The organism is Haloarcula sp. JP-L23, assembly GCF_011602445.1.
Lineage (GTDB): Archaea > Halobacteriota > Halobacteria > Halobacteriales > Haloarculaceae > Haloarcula > Haloarcula pellucida.
In genome coordinates, this window is the sequence record NZ_CP050014.1 from 173,953 (window position 1) to 189,510 (window position 15,558).

Here is a 15,558-nt window from a genome sequence, read left to right on the forward strand (position 1 = left end):
TGCCCCGTAGACAGGCGTCTCGCGCGGCTTAACCGCCGTCAGACCCAAGTCACGGGCACAGATGACGACACTGCAGACACGACTGCTCGGGGGACACGCGCTCGCCCTGACGACGCTGCTGGCGGCCGATATCGCGGGGTCGACCCTGCTCGCGACCGCCGCGTTCGCCGCGGCGTTTCTCACACTCGCGGCAGTGTTCGCCGTGATGGCCGGGGCAGTAGTCGGTGGCGTCGCGAACCGACCGACGTCGCCGCTCGCGGCGAGACGCCCCGGGCAGTAGCGAGACGCACAGCCACGAGACCGACCGCTTTCAGTACGACCGTTCGAGGACGACGCGGCCGTCGGCGTCACGGACGACGACGGTGTCGCCGCCGTTGTTCCAGACCGCACCCGTCCGGTCCCAGTAGCGGTCGCGCCGGGTGTCGGTGCCGCTCCCCGTGTGGATGGTGACGTTCTCCCCGGCCCCGAGCGTGTAGTTCCGGAAGGTGTAGACGTGGCCGGCCTCGTCCGCGACGGTCCACCCCGTGAGGGGCAGCGGGGCGTCGCCGCGGTTCGCGAGGACGACGTACTCGTCGTTCAGGTTCTCGTTGTCGTTGCCGTCGGCGTCGGCGTGGATATCGGTGACGGCCAGTCCCGACTCACTCGCGGTGACCGTCGGCGTCGTCCGGTCGACGGCGGAGGGGTCGACACAGTCCCAGAGGCCGCGGCGGGCCTCGCGGGCGGCTGATTCGGCCGCGAGGAAGCGGTCTTTCCGGGAGAAGGGACTCTCGTCGTAGACGCGGGCGCGACCGGTCGCGACGAGACGGTAGTTGAACAGTCGGTCGTCGACGACGACGTACGCTAGCAGTCGGTCGTAGTACCCCCGCCTGTCGGTGTCGGGGTCGAACGCGAGACCGACCGTCTCTCCCAGCAGGCGCTCTTTCGCGAAGTTCGAGGCGGCGACGCCCGCATCGCGGAGGCAACTGGCCCCGGCCTCGGTGTCGGGCACGCCCTCGAACTCCGGGGGGTCGTTCTCGGCGGTGACCTCTGGCGTGTCGACGCCGACCAACCGCACGGTGTCTCTGGTTCCGTTGGCGTACTCGATGCGGATGGTGTCGCCGTCGACGACGGCGGTGACCGACACTTCGGTCGTCGTCTCGGGGAGTGACCCGGCGTCCGGGACGCCCACGGCGGTCGAATCGGGAGTCCTCGCGGAGTCCGCAGGCACGCCGAACCCGGTACACCCGGCGAGGACGACCAGCAACGCGGCCACGACACCGGACGGGACTCGTCGCATCGTCGGAGCGACGCGTGCCACGACCACAAGTCTGCCGGGCGGAGTTTATGGTCCTGCACTGAGAGGTCTCGAACGATGCTCGTCCCACTGCCCGTCAGGGAGGTCATGCAGTCACCGGCACGGACTATCGACCCGGACAAGTCCGTCGTGGAAGCCGCGCGACGCCTGCGTGACGAAGGTATCGGCTCGCTCGTCGTCGAGCGAGACGGCGACTGCGTCGGCATCATCACCGAGAGCGACGTCGTCGCCGTCACCGCCGAGGAGGGTGACACCCGCGCGCTGACCGTCGGCGACGTGATGGCAACCGCGCTGGTCACTATCGGCCCCGACGCCGACATCGAGGTGGCGGTCGAACGCCTCCGCACACACGGTGTCAAGAAACTCCCCGTCGTCGAGGACGGCGAACTCGTCGGCATCGTCACGACGACGGACATCTCCCGGTACGTCCCACACCTCGCACACCCGAAACCGTCGCGAGAGGTGAAGCCGGAGCGCAGACGGTTCACCCGGCCGGATACGCTGTACGAGAACGACGACTGGGAGTTCGAGAGCTACGGCACCGCCGACGGCATCGACGTCGGCGACCACGTCCGCTTCTCGAAGACGCTCTCGGAGGCAGACGTCGAGCGGTTCGCGGAGGTCAGCGGCGACACCAACCGTCTCCACCTCGACGACGCGTTCGCCGAAGCGAGTCGGTTCGGCCGCCGCATCGTCCACGGAACGCTCGTCTCCGGCATCATCAGCGCCGCGCTCGCCCGGCTCCCGGGCATGACCATCTATCTCTCGCAGGAACTCAGCTACCGCGGCCCCGTCGACATCGGCGAGCGGGTCACGGCCCACTGCGAGGTGGTAGAGCAGTTGCAGGCGAACCGGTTCCGTCTCGCGACGGCCGTCGACGACGCCGACGGCGACTGCGTCGTGGAAGGCGACGCCGTCGTCATCTCGGACCCCATCCCCGAGACTGGGTGAGCGTACGTGTCGTGTTAACTGGTAGCAATCGTTAAGCACGCGCCGGTACGTGTCATACGTATGGAGGCATTCGAACGGCCGACGTTCGAGACCAGTGCGGCCAGAACGGTGTATCAGTACGTCGAACGACACGGGACGGCGGCCCGACACCGGGCGCGGACGGCGACCGAGTTGGACAGCGAGACGTTCGACGAGGCGCTAGAACACCTGCTCTCGAAGGGGTACCTGAAAGACGACGGCGGAACGCTGGCGCTGGCGCTGGACGTCGGCTCCGTCGAAACACACCAGAACGACGGTGTCAGCTACGTGATCCGGCCCGCCCAACCGGACGACTTCGAGGGACTGGTCGAGGCCATCCGCGACGTCTCCGCCGAGAGCACCTACGTCGTCGCCGAGAGCGTCGCCGAGCAGTTGCTGTACGAAGACGCCGTCACCCGGCACAACACCGTCCAGTCCCGCGTGTTCTTCGTCGCCACCGTCGACGACGAGGTGGTCGGCTGGTGTCACCTCGACCTGCCGCAACTCGACAAACTCCGGGAGACGGCCCAGTTGACCGTCGGCGTGGTCGAGGACCACCGCGACCACGGCATCGGCAGCCAACTCATGAAGCGTGGAATGGAGTGGGCGCGGGCCAACGGCTACCGGAAACTGTACAACAGCGTCCCGGCCGTCTCCGAGAACGCGCTCTCGTTCCTCGAAGCCCACGGCTGGCACACCGAGGGCATCCGCCGGAACCACTACACCGTCGGCGACGAGGAAGTGGACGAAGTGATGATGGCCTACACGTTCGATTAGGCCAGCAGGACGACCAGCGCGAGCGCTATCCAGACGATTTTCAGCCCCGTGTTGACGGCGATGACCTTCGAGCCGAACTCCCGGCCCCAGATGCCGTACTGGAACGGGATAGAGCGCTTGAACGTCGAGACGGCAAAGGAGACGATGCCGCCGACGAGCATCGTCGCCACGGCCGTTCGAGCCGTGAAGGTCCCGTTTTCGATCAGCGGTGCGATGACGACGGCCCCCGACGTCGTATCGAGGGCGAAAGCCGCGACGACGGGCACCGCCGCACCGGGCAGGCCGAGCAGTCCGGTCAGGTCGCTGGCGACACCGACGACGCTCGCCCCGCCCGCACCGAACAGCGCGAGCAGTTCCTCGGAGTAGGCCACGAGCAGGGAGACGACGACGTAGATGGCGGCCAGTCGCGGCAGGATGTCCCTGACCTTCGCGACCGTCTCGCCGTACGCCTCACGGACCCTCGCCTCGCGAGTCTTCGGGCCGTCCGCCGCGTCGTCGACGTCCCGCCCGCCGTCCGGACTCGCCTCGTGGTCGGCAGGGACCCCGGCCGCGTCGACGTTCGACTCGTCCAGCAGGAGCGCCCCGGCGGCGATGCCGGTCAGCGTTATGGCCAGCGCCACCAGCCCTCGCGTGGTAACGTAGAGGACGCCGACACGCGCGCCGAGAATCGGAATCAGAATAGGCGCATAGAAGGTGACGATGTGCTGGGCGAATCCGAAGAACGTGTTGATGGTGACGGCGACGAGCGTCGCCCGGTCGTCCAGCACGCCCGACTCCCGGAAGTCCGCGAGCATGCCGTACCCGGCGGTGGGCGAGGCCGTCGTCGTCAGGATGGCCGTCCCCACCTCGTCCGGGAGGTTCGCCGGCCCGGTCAGGTACCGGGAGACGGTCGCTATCTTGTCGACGAGGCCGAACGCCACCGCGAGATTCGCGAGGAACACGCCCAGCGAGAGGAAGACGGTGATGCGCACCACTCGCTCTGCGACGTCGGCCAGCAGGCCCGCGACCGGGTGTGTCAGCAGGTCGGCGACGAGCGACAGCACGTGTCGAAATCGGGTCGAAGGTGGCAAAGGTCCGTCGGTCGGGGCAGAGAACGAGGGCGCTCAGGTCACTAACAGTCGCACGACGCCGAACAGCACCAGCACGCCGAGTACGTCACAGACGTTCGTCACGACGGGGATGACCACGTCGTCCGGGTCCAGTTCGAACCGGTAGGCCGCGTAGGTCGTCAGCGTCGTGACGGCGATCGCCAGCACCGCCAGCGTGACGCCGCTTGCGAGTGCGATGGTCACAACCGACACCAACGAGAGACGAGTCCCGCCGAGCGCGCTCTGTAAGCCCCACGCGCCAGCGCCGACCAGCGGGAAGACGGTAGTTGCCAGTGCCACGGTGGCGACGGCGTTGCCCGCCAGTCGGTCGTCCGTCGGGTCGAACGACAGGAGGCCGAGGTGAAAGGCCGTCGACAGTCGGGCCGCGAGGATACTCCCGAGGTTCCCGGCCATCCCTATCGTGACGGGGACGAGGACGAGCAACGACGGGTATCGCAACAGCACCGACTCGAAGGTGTCGAGGACGAGGCCGCTCCCGAGTTCGATGGCGGTCAGGACGACCAGCACTGGGAACATACGGCGGACGATGCCCCTGACTCGCCACTCCGACCCCGCCACGTCAGGCACCCCCCAGCGCGAGGACGAATCGAGTCGCCGCCAGCAGCGTCGCGATACCGACGACGTCGCCGGTCGTCGTCACGACCGGCCCGGCCAGCGTGTCCGGGTTCAGGCCCCGCCGATAGCCGACGAAGACGACGGAGACGACGGCGATAGTGAGGAGAACGCCAGAGACGAAACCGGCCACCAGCGCGATGCCCACGAGGGTCATCAGCGGGGCCGACGGGCGGCCGAGCGCCACCAGCAAGGCGACGGCCAGCACCGCCGCCACGCCGCTGACGAGGACGCCGTTCGCCAGTGCCGCCGCAACCGCCGCGTTCACGCGCTCGTCGGCCAGCGAGAAGCGGGGCTCGACTAACCCCTGATGCAGCGCAGAGCCGAGTCGTGCACCGAGCGATCCGTAGACGTTCCCCCGTGTCGCCAGCAGCGCCGGCACGAGGACGAGCAACCCCGCGACCCGTTCCAGTTCCGCGTCCATCCCCCCGAGGACGACGCCCGCGAACAGCCCCCCCGCCGCGCTGAGCAGCAACACCGGGATCGACTCCCGATAGGCTTCGATAGCGACCTCGCGGACGGTCATTGTCGGATTCAACCGGCCCCACTCGCAAAAAGAACGGTGTTCGCGGCCGAGCGGTCCACGGACCGACACGTTCACGCTCGTAGGGGGACCAACGGACATTCGATGGACGAGCCACGGGTCCTCCTGACCAACGACGATGGCATCGACGCGCCGGGGCTTGCGAGCCTCTACGAGGAACTCACTGCCGTCGCGGACGTGACGGTCGTCGCGCCCGCCGAGAACCAGAGCGGCGTCGGTCGGACCCGAAGCCATCGGACCGCTCGCGAGTCCCACCCGTGGGGCTACGCGCTCGACGGCACGCCCGCCGACTGCGTCGCTTACGGCCTGCGCGGCCTCGACGCGTCGTTCGACCTCGTGGTGTCGGGGTGCAACCACGGCCCCAACGCCGGTAACTACGTCGTCGGCCGGTCGGGGACCGTCGGGGCCTGCGTCGAAGCGGGCTTTCTGGGTGTCCCCGGCGTCGCCGTCTCCGCGTACCACTGCAAGGACTTCTTCGTCTCGCCACCCGAGGCCTACGACTTCGACCGCCCGGCCCGCATCGCCACGGAAGTCGTCGTCCGGGCGCTCTCGGGCGGGGTCTTCGAGACGGCGGACTTCCTCAACGTCAACGTCCCCGTCGACGTGTCCGACCCGGCGATTCGACTGACCGAACCCTACCACGACTACGACCTGCAGGTCGAACACGACACCGACTCGCCCGTCGACGAACAGGCCAACACCGGCACCGAGGGCGACATCGCCCTCCGTGACGTGGTCTGGCCCGACACCGTCGGCTGGGAGAATCCCTTCGCGAACGACACCGACCTCGGCGAGCGCTACCCGGTCGGCACCGACCGTCGCGCACTCGTCGACGGGGAGGTCAGCGTCTCGCCGCTGACGGCCCCCGCCGTCGGCGTTCAGTCGACCGCGCTCGAGACGCTGGTAGCGGGGTTCAACGAAAGCGAAGCCGCTCGAAAACGGGCGAGCAACGAGGAGTAACCGTCGTCGGGTCGCCGGTCGAGTCCGCTCTCAGAACGGACCCGGACCGCCGCCGCCCATGCCGCCCATACCGCCGCCACCACCGCCCTGTTGCATCTGTTTCATCATGCGCTCCATGTCGCCGTCGCCCATGCCCTGGAACTGCTTTAGCATCTGCTCCATCTGCTTGTGCTGCTGGAGCAGTTCCCGGATGCGCTCTTCAGGCTTGCCGGACCCGCGAGCGATGCGTTCGGTGCGGGACTGGCCGACGACGCGGGGGTTCACCAGTTCCTCCTCCGTCATCGAGTCCATGATGACCTCGAAGTCACGCATCCGCTCTTGGGTGACGTCCATGGCGTTGTCCGGCAACTGATCCATCAGGCCGCCGCCCAGCCCCGGAATCATGTCCATCACCTGATCGAGCGGCCCCATGTTGTTCATCGTCTCCATCTGCTTGCGCATGTCCTTGAGGGTGAACTGGCCCTCCAGCATGTCCTCGGGGTCCCAGTCTTCCTCGTCCTCGCCCGTCTCCTCCATCGCCCGCTCGACGCGCTCGGTCAGTTGCTTCAGGTCGCCCATCCCGAGCAGTCGGGAGATGAACCCCGAGGGCTCGAAGCGCTCGATGTCCTTGACCGTCTCACCGGACCCGAGGAAGGCGATGGTCGAGTCCGTCTCGTCGACGGCGGCGAGCGCCCCGCCACCTTTCGCCGTCCCGTCGAGTTTCGTGATGATGACGCCGTCGATGCCGATGGCCTCCTGGAAGTCCGCGGCCTGACTCTTCGCGCTCTGGCCCATCGCCGCGTCCAGCACGAGGAGGTTCCGGTCCGGATCGACCTCCTGTTCGATGCGCTCTATCTGCTCGATGAGTTCCGCGTTCAGCCCGTCACGACCCGCCGTGTCGACGATGCGCACGTCGGCGTCCTGCGTCGCGTCGAGGCCCTCGCGGGCGATCTTCACGGGGTCGTTCTCGTCGGGGTCGCCGTAGAACTCCACCTCGGCGCGGTCGGCCATCTCCTTGGCCTGGTCGTACGCGCCGGGGCGGTCGGTGTCCGTCTGGATGATAGCCGGTCGAAGCCCCTTCGTCGAGAACCACCACGCCATCTTCGCGGCGGTAGTCGTCTTCCCCGACCCGTAGAGGCCGGCGAGCATGATCGTCTGTTCTTCCAGCGGGAGGTCCGTCGACTCGCCGACGAGGTCGACCAGTTCCTCGTAGACGATTCGGAGCACCCAGTCGCGAGGGGTGGTGCCGGCCGGTGGCTCCTCTTCGAGCGCGCGCGTCTTGATGTTCTGTGAGAGCTCCTGCACCAGCGAGACGTCGACGTCGGCCTGCAACAGCGACCGCTGTATCTCTTTGACGACGTCCTCGATATCCTCCTCGGAGATTCGGGACTTCCCCCGGAGGTCGTCGAGAGTTCCGCGGAGTGAACTCCCAAGATCGTCGAGTACCATTGTTGTGCCGAGGTACGCGACCGCACGGGTAAAGGCTTGTTGTCACCGAGAGTCGGCGCCACGGCAAGGACGAAAGGGACAAGAGGTCGAACCGGCTGGAACCGGTATGCCCGTTCTCGGACAGCTAACGTACATGCTCGCCTTCCTCGCCGCCGGCGTCGGACTGCGTCGCGTCGGCGTCCTGAACGAGGAGCGGACGAGCCTGCTGACCGGGGTCGCCTTCTACGTCGCCCTCCCGGCGCTCGTGTTCGCCTCGACGTACGACCGGCCGCTGGCCGAACTCGTCTCGCCGGCCCTGCTCGGCGGGTTCTGGCTGGTGCTCGCGCTGACGGTGGCCGTCGGGTGGGTCGTCCACCGCGACTACGACAGCGACGCCCGCCGGAGCGTCGCGATGGTGCAGTCCTACCACGGGAACATGGGCTTTCTCGGCCTCCCGCTGGTGGCCGCGACGCTCGGAGGCGAGGCCGCCGCCGTCGCCAGCGTCGTCCTCGGCGTCGGCGCGCTGACCCACGTCCCCATCACCGTCTTCCTGCTCGTGCGATTCAACGACAGCGAGGCGTCGCTCGCGGGAGAGCTCCGGGAACTGCTGACCAACCCCGTGCTGGTCGCCCTCGCCGCCGGCATCCTCGCCTCGCTGGCCGGCGTCGGCGTTCCGGCCACGGTCCTCACGGGACTGGGAGCCGTCTCGACGCTCGCACTCCCGCTGGCGCTCGTCTGTGTCGGCGGTACCCTCGACACGGACCTCTCGCCGTCCTCGCTGGACGAGAGCGTCGGCGTCGTCGCGATGAAAGTCGTCTGGATGCCCGTCCTGGCGTGGCTGGTGTTCTCCGCGCTCGGTCTCGGCCCGACGGCGCTGGCCGCGGCCGTCGTGATGCTCGGCGTCCCGACGGCCGTCTCGACGTACGTCTACACCAGCGAACTCGGCGGCGACGAGGCGTTCGCGTCGCTGAACGTCTTCACGACGACGCTCGCCTCGCTTGGCACGCTGTCGGTGCTGGTCTGGCTGTTCGGGTGACCACATCCTTTTGCCCGCCGGCGTCCCCACCACCGCTATGGGCTATCACCACCTCGACCCCGACGACCTCCCGGAGACCGAGGACTACCCCTGCGACCGCCGAGGCATCTCCGACGCCGCCGAACTCCACACGCTCCACGCCGCCACCTACGAGATCGCACCCGGCGAGCAGTTGCCCCGAACCTACCACTACCACCGACAGCGCGAGGAGCTGTTCTACGTCGTTTCGGGGACGCTCCGCGTCGAGACGCCAGACGAGGAGTTCGTCGTACCGGCGGGCGACGTGTTCGTCGCCGAGCCAGAGAGTCCACACCGGGCGTTCAATCCCGAGGACGCCGATGGGCCAGTGACGGTGTTCGGCGCCGGCGCGCCGAAGACGGACATCGCGCTCCCCTACGACGCCGACGGCTGACGGCTTTCACCTACGCTTTTGCCCCCTCCCCGCCCAGACCCTCTCATGACGAACAAACAGGCAGTCCAGCAGAAACTCGTAGACAGCGGCGTCACGGCCGTCCTCCGTGGTATTCCCGAGGAGAAGATGGTCGACGTGGCGAAAGCCGTCCACGAGGGCGGTGTCACAGCGCTCGAACTCACCGCCGACGCCAAGCGCTGTTCGGACATGATCGCGGCCGTCGACAAGGAACTCGAAGGCACCGACGCCGTCATCGGCGCCGGCACCGTCATGGACGCCGCCGCCGCGCGCAACGTCATCGAGGCCGGCGCGGAGTTCGTCCTCGCCCCGAACCTAAACGAGGACGTCGTCGACGTCTGCAACCGCGAGGGCGTCGTCTGCGTCCCCGGCGTGATGACGCCCACAGAGGCCGCCGACGCGATGGAAGCCGGCGCTGACATCCTGAAGATGTTCCCCGCCTCGACCGTCGGCCCGGGCCACATCGGCGCGCTCCAGGGACCGCTCGGCGACGTCCCGATAATGCCGACCGGCGGCGTCTCCACGGACAACGTCGCGGAGTACTTCGATGCGGGTGCCGTCGCCGTCGGCGCTGGCTCTGCGCTCGTCGACTACGAGGCCATCGAGAACGACGACATGGAGCAGGTCCGGGAGAGCGCCGCCGAGTTCGTCGAAGCCGTCGAGGCCGCCAGAGAGTAGCGAGAGCCCGACCGTAGGGAGGGGTCTCGAACGCGAACGGGGAGGAACGACACGTAAGCGGTAGCGAGGGGCGCGAACGGAGTGAGCGGCCCTCGAAAGCGACGCGGTGACGACAGGAACCGCAGAGCGAGAACGAGAACCTGCACGTCGGGGAGCGCGGGACGATCGGAGACGGCCGCGCAGGTGTTGTTTTTTCGTCGCGACGTCGACAGCGGACAGCACTCGCGCTCACTGTCCGAACGTATAGAAACAATTATGAAATAGTATTTCACAAATTCTCCCCATGGTGACGGATGGCGATGCGGTCAGGGGAACAGCGTCGGCGCGGTGGGGTCGCGTCGGAACCATATCGGGGCGTTCAGCCGAGCGAAGAGACACAGTTCGGCGGGTGAACGGATGAGCGACGACGACATCCTGAGCGTCGTTCGGTCGGTGACGCCGGCGTTCGTCCGCCGGAGTTTCGCGCTCAAGTTCTTCATCGCGCTGCTGTGTATCGGCGTTCTCGTGGGGAGCGTCGGGGCCGTCGGTACCCAGCAGATGACCGCCGAGTTCGAACAGCAGGTGCTCGACGAACACGCGACGACGGCCAAGCAGGAGGCCGATAGCCTCTCGAACTGGAACACGCAGAACTCGTTGTTCGTCGAGACGATGGCCCGCTCACGGCCAGTCCGGGCCGGAAACGTCTCGGCGATTCAATCGCAGTTCGATCGAGAGCTACGCGAACGCGAGTTCGACGGGGACGACCAGCCGAACCTCCACTACGTCGACACCGACGAGGGCGTCGTCGCCGCCTCGACGAAGTCGAACTACCGTGGCGAGTCCGTCGACATCCTGAACGCAACGGTCAGGGCCGCCCTCGACGGCGGGTCCGGGACGGTCGTCACCGAGGCCTACACCGACACGCCGACGCTCGAATCGCCACAGCCACGCATCGCCTACGTCACGCCCGCAGACAACGGGGCCGGCGACGTGGTGATATACACCGTCCCGCTGCAACAGCGCACCGGGACGCTCTCGGGCACCGGCAGTAGCACCTCGCTCGTGGTCGACGGTTCGAACGACGTCCTGTTCCACCAGTTGAACACCGACCTGTTCCTCCAGCCCTACGGCGAGGACAACGGCGCGCCGGCCGCGGCCCGTGAGAGCGGCCCCGCCGATCCCGGTGCGCTCCGGGCCGGGCCCGCGAACGCGGCGCTCGATGGCTCCGCGAGCATGGCCGGCAAGGAGTACGTCGTCGGCTACGCGCAAGTGCTGGACACGGACTGGGTCGTGCTCGTCCACACCGACGTCCAGACGGCCTACGGCACCGTCCGGAGCGTCGCCGACCGTGGCCTGCTGGCGACGGTGCTGGGCATCGCCGCAGTCGGGGCCATCGGCGCCGTCCTCGGTCGCAACACTGCCAGCGCGCTCAACCGCCTGACTCGCAAGACCGAACGGATGCAGGCGGGCGAACTCGACGTCGAAATCGAGTCCGACCGCATCGACACTGTCGGGCGCCTCTACGACGGGTTCGGGGCGATGCGAGACGCCTTACAGGACAGTATCGACGAAGCCGAACGCGAGCGCAAGCGCGCGGAAGTCGCCCACGAAGAGGTCGTCGAGACGAACGCCTATCTGCAGGAGAAGGCCGCCACGTACTCCGAAGTGATGGCACAGGCCGCCGCCGGCGACCTGACCCAGCGCATGGAGACCGACGGCCAACACGACGCGATGGACGCCATCGCGACTGACTTCAACGAGATGATTGCGGAACTTGAGAAGACGACCGGTCAACTCAAGAGCTTCGCCGGACAGGTCGAAGAGTCCGGGGAGGTGGTCGGAGCCAGCGCCGCCAGCGTCACGGACGCCGCCGAGCAGGTGGCCGAGTCTATCCAGAAGATCTCCGAGGACGCTACCGTCCAGCGCGAGCGCCTGCAGGAGGCCACCGAGACGGTGGACGCGGCGGTCACCGCACTCGACGAGGGCGACGTACAGCGCGCTCGCGACAGCCTCGTCGAGGTCGCCGGGACGCTCAACGACGTCGCCACCGCGACCGACCACACGATGTCCGAAACCGAGAACGTCGCCGGGGCCGCCGAGGAACAGGCCGCCGAACTCAACGAAGTCAGCCAGCGGGCCGACGAACTCGTCCGCTACGTCAAACCGCTGTACGACGTGCTCGACCGCTTCGAGACGGAAGCCGAACACCAGTTCGTCTTCACCGGCGGCCCCTCGCTGGGCGAGACGGACGACTGACGCCGCCGAGCAGACGCCGCCATCAGTGGTCGGCCTCGTGGGGGTGCAGTTCCGTGCCGTACTGCTCGGCGTGGTCCTCGTAGTCGATGAACCGCGGTGCGTCGGGGTCGAACGGCCGTTGCAGCGACTCGAAGGCCTTCTTCTTGTCCCAGCTCTGGAGGCCGCCGATGGCACTGCGGTCCTCTAAGTCGTGGTAGTCGAGGTCCGGTTCGGTCAACTCCCAGGCCCGGAGGCCCTGCTCGGTCCGGACGATGACCGAGGAGTACTCGTCGCTCGACCCGACGGAGCCGACGGTGAGGTCCGCACAGTAGCCCGTGAAGTCGGCGCACTCGTCACACCCCTTGAGAGCGGCGTCGTGGAACGCTTCGACGTCTTCGACGAGGATGGGGTCCCCGTCGTGGTCGTACACCCGCATCTCGCCGTCGAGGACGTCCAGTTTGCCGATGTCCTCCGGCTGGATGTCCCGTTTCTCCGCGAGTTGCTCGCCGATGAGCGAGTAGTAGTTGAAGTTCTTCGTACACATCAGGGCGATAGTGTAGTCGATCGCCCGGACGCCGTCCTCTTGGGCCGCGTAGTCCCACTCGAAGTCCTGTAAGGCGCGGATACCCTCGATTTCACACGGCGTGCCGACGAGCGCGAGCGACGCCTCCGAGAGCGGCACGTCGAGTTTGTGCGCCCACTGTGAGAGGTCCAGATTGCCCAGCGCCAACGTCTGGTTGTAGAAGCTCCCGGCGTTCTCGATGCACTCTTCGGGCGTCGTCGCGAGGAACGACTCGGCTTTCCACGTCTCCTCGTCGCTCTCGGTGGCGATGAGCGCGCCGTCTATCTCGCCGGCCTCAAGCAGGTGACAGAGTACGGACGTGACCAGACCGCCGTCTTGGGCGTTCTCGCGCCAGTCGTCTTCGACCTTCGCGGAGAACTCCGTGATGGGGTCGCCGGCGCCCTTCACGTTGTCCTCGCCGCCAGTAATCTTCCACTGGCGCTCGTAGCGCAGGCCGCCGCGCGGGCACATGTCCCAGCACAGCGAGCACCCCGTGCACATCTTGACCAGTTTCGGCAGGTCGTCGTCGCCGATGCCGATGGAGTCGCTGGGGCAGGCGGCGACGCAGGTACCACACTGGATACAGCGGTCGTCCTGAATGACCGCCTCGTCGAGTTCCATGAACCACGTCTTCCCGTCGGGTTCCTCGATGTCGCTCATCTCGGCGCGGATGCCGTATCCCGGCGTGTCCAACTCGACGCCCTCGGGGACGTTCACGCGCTCGTCCGGTCGGCCGCCCTCGACGTCCTGACTGACGCCCGCGGCAGGTTCGGTGAACTCCACGGGCTTGAGTTTGCCGTGCTCGTCGACGTTGCTCGCTGTGGCGCCGCCGTCGGACCGGACGGCCTCGTCGTGACCGCCACAGCCACACGAGTCGCCGCACCCACAGCCGTCGTCGGCCGAGTCTGTCGCCGGAACGCCCGGCAACGGTCCGGTGTCCCGACCGCCGTCGGTGACGAGGCGGCGCTCGTCGTCGGGTCCCTCGACGGGTCGGGACTGTTCGACGAGTTCCGGAGCGGCGTCGGCCGGCGCGACCTGTGGCTCGTCTCGCTCGCGCTCAGTCATCGTCGGCCACCTCCTCGCGGGCCACGCCGCCGGCGACGTTGGCGTCCGCTCGCTGCATAATCCGCCGTAGCCGGTCGTTCCCGACCCGGCGGCACCACTGATAGAAGCGGTCGTCGTCCTCGCGCTCGGCAGCGTAGCGTTCGAACAGTTCTTCCAGCGCCGGGACGACGGCGTCTGCCGGGACGGCGTGTTCGACCCAGTCGAGGAACTCGTTGTCCGACCCCAGACTCCCGCCGAGGCCGAAATCCATCCCCTCGACGATGTTGTCCCTTCCTCGTTGGTGGTCCCTCGGGGTCGTCTATCTGGACCGTCTCGCCGCGGAAGCCGATGTCGGCTATCTGTGGCTGGGCGCAGGAGGCCGAACACCCGGACATGTGCATCCGGACCACGTCGAGGTCGTCGGGCGTGTCGATTCGTTTGTCGAGCGCCTTCGCCCACCGACGGACGCGCTGTTTCGTCTCGATGATGCCGTAGTTGCAGAACTCGGAGCCGGTACAGCCCACGGCGCCGCGGGAGAACGGGCCGGGGTCGGGCCGGTAGTTCCGGGCGAACGGTTCGTTCAGCAGGTCGCCGAGGTGCGTCTCGGGGACGTGGGTAACGAGGAAGTTCTGGTCGGTCGCCAGCCGAACCGACGCCTCGTCGGTACCGTACGTCTCGGCGGCGTCGGCCGCCGCAGCGAACTCGTCGCCGCCCATCCGCCCGGCGATGACGTTGAAGCCGACGTACTTCAGGCCGTCTTCGCGCTGGTCGTGGACGCCGACGTGGTCGCCGCGGTACCCCTCCGTGAGGTCGGACCCGCGGGTCGGCAAGTCGACGGTACAGCGGTCCCTGACTGCCTCCTCGAACTTTTCGGCGCCCATCTGCTGGACGAGGTAGCGCATCCGGCAGACGCCGCGGTTGGTCCGGTCGCCCAGTTCCTTGAACGTCTGGGCGACGGCCCGGCAGAACTCCACGGCGTCTTCCGGCGGGACGAACACGTCGAGGTCCGAGGCCATCCGGGGGCCGTCCGAGAGGCCGCCGCCGACACGAACGTGAAAGCCGTACTGTGGCGCGCCGTCCACCTCACGTTTCGCGGGCGTCATCCCCACGTCGTTTATCTGGGACTGGGCGCAGTCGGCCCGACACCCGGTGATAGTCATCTTGAACTTCCGCGGGAGATTGGCGTACTCGCGGTTCTCCGTGAAGTACTCCGAGACGGCGTCGACGACGGGTTGGGCGTCGAAGCATTCGTGGTCGTTCAGGCCGGCGGCGGGACACCCGAGGACGTTGCGCGCGGAGTCGCCACAACCCTGAATCGTCGTCAGTCCGACCTCGTCGTAGCGGGCCCATATCTCGGGGACGTCCTCGACTTCTATCCAGTGCATCTGGACGTCCTGCCGGGTCGTGATGTCGAGGAAGGCGTCGCCCCAGACCGCGTTCTGGTCGGCGCCGCCGTGTTCCTCGGGTGCGGTGGCGAACTCCTCGGCCACCTCGCCGACGACGCGGGCCTGTTCGGGCGTCAGGCGGCCGCCGGGGACCTTCGTCCGTAGCATGAAGTACTCGTCCTGCCGGCCGTGGGCGTACAGCCCCGCCCACTTCAGGCGCTCCCACTCGCCGTCGCCGGCCGCGGCCTCTATCTCCTCGAAGGTCATCTCCGCGTCGGCGTACCGCTTGACGTCCTCGACGACGTCGAGTGGGTGTTTCTCCTGTTTCCATCGTTCGACAGTGTTCATTGGAAGTCCACCTCTGGGGGGTCGTACTATGGTACACAACACCACGCACAATCAACGCGCCCCTGGCGGCGAATACGGCCCCACCTCCCTCGACGAGGATGATGTTGCCGGTATTCGGTAGAGCGGCCATCGCTGCCGTCGGCCGATCGGGGGCGAGGGCCGGCTGTTACCTGTCGCTCAGCGTCGTCG

At 67.6% G+C, this 15,558-nt stretch carries 14 protein-coding genes and 1 pseudogene; 8 read left to right on the top strand and 7 right to left on the bottom strand.

What is annotated here, in order from left to right; translation table 11 throughout:
• The first annotated feature begins 61 nt into the window (after positions 1-61).
• Complete coding sequence (locus tag G9465_RS00835; RefSeq protein ID WP_166966640.1) at positions 62-280, top strand: hypothetical protein; 219 nt, start codon at positions 62-64, stop codon at positions 278-280.
• Positions 281-310: 30 nt separating this feature from the next.
• Here G9465_RS00835 and G9465_RS00840 read toward each other — a convergent pair whose 3' ends face one another.
• Positions 311-1,276 (bottom strand): lamin tail domain-containing protein, encoded by a 966-nt coding sequence (locus tag G9465_RS00840; RefSeq protein WP_166966642.1) that lies wholly within the window; start codon positions 1,274-1,276, stop codon positions 311-313.
• 75 nt (positions 1,277-1,351) lie between these two features.
• Between G9465_RS00840 and G9465_RS00845 the strand changes: the two genes are divergently transcribed.
• Together G9465_RS00845 and G9465_RS00850 are read left to right on the top strand one after the other, a co-directional pair.
• Entirely contained in the window at positions 1,352-2,245 is an 894-nt protein-coding gene (locus G9465_RS00845) for a CBS domain-containing protein (protein WP_166966644.1), read from the top strand.
• A 60-nt stretch (positions 2,246-2,305) separates the two neighbouring features.
• Positions 2,306-3,040, top strand: a complete 735-nt coding sequence (locus G9465_RS00850) for a GNAT family N-acetyltransferase (protein ID WP_166966646.1) — start codon at positions 2,306-2,308, stop codon at positions 3,038-3,040.
• Here the strand turns inward: G9465_RS00850 and G9465_RS00855 are convergent.
• Genes G9465_RS00855 through G9465_RS00865 form a run of 3 tightly spaced genes read right to left on the bottom strand, consistent with a single transcriptional unit; the run spans position 3,037 to position 5,287 of the window.
• Entirely contained in the window at positions 3,037-4,083 is a 1,047-nt protein-coding gene (locus tag G9465_RS00855) for a nucleoside recognition protein (protein WP_166966648.1), read from the bottom strand. The genes G9465_RS00850 and G9465_RS00855 overlap by 4 nt on opposite strands.
• Positions 4,084-4,143: 60 nt before the next feature.
• The gene (locus G9465_RS00860) at positions 4,144-4,665 is read right to left on the bottom strand and encodes a magnesium transporter (protein ID WP_394353973.1); all 522 of its coding nucleotides are present in this window, start codon (positions 4,663-4,665) and stop codon (positions 4,144-4,146) included.
• A 43-nt stretch (positions 4,666-4,708) separates the two neighbouring features.
• Entirely contained in the window at positions 4,709-5,287 is a 579-nt protein-coding gene (locus G9465_RS00865) for a magnesium transporter (protein WP_166966652.1), read from the bottom strand.
• A 102-nt stretch (positions 5,288-5,389) separates the two neighbouring features.
• Between G9465_RS00865 and surE the strand changes: the two genes are divergently transcribed.
• Entirely contained in the window at positions 5,390-6,265 is an 876-nt protein-coding gene (gene surE, locus G9465_RS00870) for a 5'/3'-nucleotidase SurE (RefSeq protein ID WP_166966654.1), read from the top strand.
• Between the two features lie 30 nt (positions 6,266-6,295).
• Here surE and G9465_RS00875 read toward each other — a convergent pair whose 3' ends face one another.
• Positions 6,296-7,693 carry a signal recognition particle protein Srp54 gene (locus G9465_RS00875; RefSeq protein ID WP_166966656.1) on the bottom strand — a complete coding sequence of 466 codons (1,398 nt, stop codon included), beginning with the start codon at positions 7,691-7,693 and terminating at the stop codon, positions 6,296-6,298.
• 106 nt (positions 7,694-7,799) lie between these two features.
• On the opposite strand from G9465_RS00875, the gene G9465_RS00880 reads away from it, so the two are divergent.
• The 4 genes from G9465_RS00880 (at position 7,800) to G9465_RS00895 (ending at position 12,051) form a co-directional block, all read left to right on the top strand.
• Positions 7,800-8,708, top strand: coding sequence for an AEC family transporter (locus G9465_RS00880; RefSeq protein WP_166966658.1), 909 nt, complete (start codon positions 7,800-7,802; stop codon positions 8,706-8,708).
• Between the two features lie 37 nt (positions 8,709-8,745).
• On the top strand, positions 8,746-9,120 hold the full coding sequence (locus G9465_RS00885; protein WP_166966660.1) for a cupin domain-containing protein: 375 nt from the start codon (positions 8,746-8,748) through the stop codon (positions 9,118-9,120).
• Between the two features lie 45 nt (positions 9,121-9,165).
• Positions 9,166-9,816, top strand: coding sequence for a bifunctional 4-hydroxy-2-oxoglutarate aldolase/2-dehydro-3-deoxy-phosphogluconate aldolase (locus G9465_RS00890; protein ID WP_166966662.1), 651 nt, complete (start codon positions 9,166-9,168; stop codon positions 9,814-9,816).
• A 396-nt stretch (positions 9,817-10,212) separates the two neighbouring features.
• Complete coding sequence (locus tag G9465_RS00895; RefSeq protein ID WP_166966664.1) at positions 10,213-12,051, top strand: methyl-accepting chemotaxis protein; 1,839 nt, start codon at positions 10,213-10,215, stop codon at positions 12,049-12,051.
• A 22-nt stretch (positions 12,052-12,073) separates the two neighbouring features.
• Here the strand turns inward: G9465_RS00895 and G9465_RS00900 are convergent, their stop codons facing one another.
• Together G9465_RS00900 and G9465_RS00905 are read right to left on the bottom strand one after the other, a co-directional pair.
• On the bottom strand, positions 12,074-13,657 hold the full coding sequence (locus G9465_RS00900; RefSeq protein ID WP_193571721.1) for a Coenzyme F420 hydrogenase/dehydrogenase, beta subunit C-terminal domain: 1,584 nt from the start codon (positions 13,655-13,657) through the stop codon (positions 12,074-12,076).
• A pseudogene (locus G9465_RS00905) lies at positions 13,650-15,369 on the bottom strand (nitrite/sulfite reductase). Before G9465_RS00905 ends, G9465_RS00900 begins: the two are co-directional and overlap by 8 nt.
• Positions 15,370-15,558 lie beyond the last annotated feature (189 nt).

Coding starts and splice junctions, on each gene's coding strand:
- G9465_RS00835 (WP_166966640.1), top strand. CDS start 62: ATGACGACACTGCAGACACGACTGCTCGGGGGACACGCGCTCGCCCTG.
- G9465_RS00840 (WP_166966642.1), bottom strand. CDS start 1,276: ATGCGACGAGTCCCGTCCGGTGTCGTGGCCGCGTTGCTGGTCGTCCTC.
- G9465_RS00845 (WP_166966644.1), top strand. CDS start 1,352: ATGCTCGTCCCACTGCCCGTCAGGGAGGTCATGCAGTCACCGGCACGG.
- G9465_RS00850 (WP_166966646.1), top strand. CDS start 2,306: ATGGAGGCATTCGAACGGCCGACGTTCGAGACCAGTGCGGCCAGAACG.
- G9465_RS00860 (WP_394353973.1), bottom strand. CDS start 4,665: ATGTTCCCAGTGCTGGTCGTCCTGACCGCCATCGAACTCGGGAGCGGC.
- G9465_RS00865 (WP_166966652.1), bottom strand. CDS start 5,287: ATGACCGTCCGCGAGGTCGCTATCGAAGCCTATCGGGAGTCGATCCCG.
- surE (WP_166966654.1), top strand. CDS start 5,390: ATGGACGAGCCACGGGTCCTCCTGACCAACGACGATGGCATCGACGCG.
- G9465_RS00875 (WP_166966656.1), bottom strand. CDS start 7,693: ATGGTACTCGACGATCTTGGGAGTTCACTCCGCGGAACTCTCGACGAC.
- G9465_RS00880 (WP_166966658.1), top strand. CDS start 7,800: ATGCCCGTTCTCGGACAGCTAACGTACATGCTCGCCTTCCTCGCCGCC.
- G9465_RS00885 (WP_166966660.1), top strand. CDS start 8,746: ATGGGCTATCACCACCTCGACCCCGACGACCTCCCGGAGACCGAGGAC.
- G9465_RS00890 (WP_166966662.1), top strand. CDS start 9,166: ATGACGAACAAACAGGCAGTCCAGCAGAAACTCGTAGACAGCGGCGTC.
- G9465_RS00895 (WP_166966664.1), top strand. CDS start 10,213: ATGAGCGACGACGACATCCTGAGCGTCGTTCGGTCGGTGACGCCGGCG.
- G9465_RS00900 (WP_193571721.1), bottom strand. CDS start 13,657: ATGACTGAGCGCGAGCGAGACGAGCCACAGGTCGCGCCGGCCGACGCC.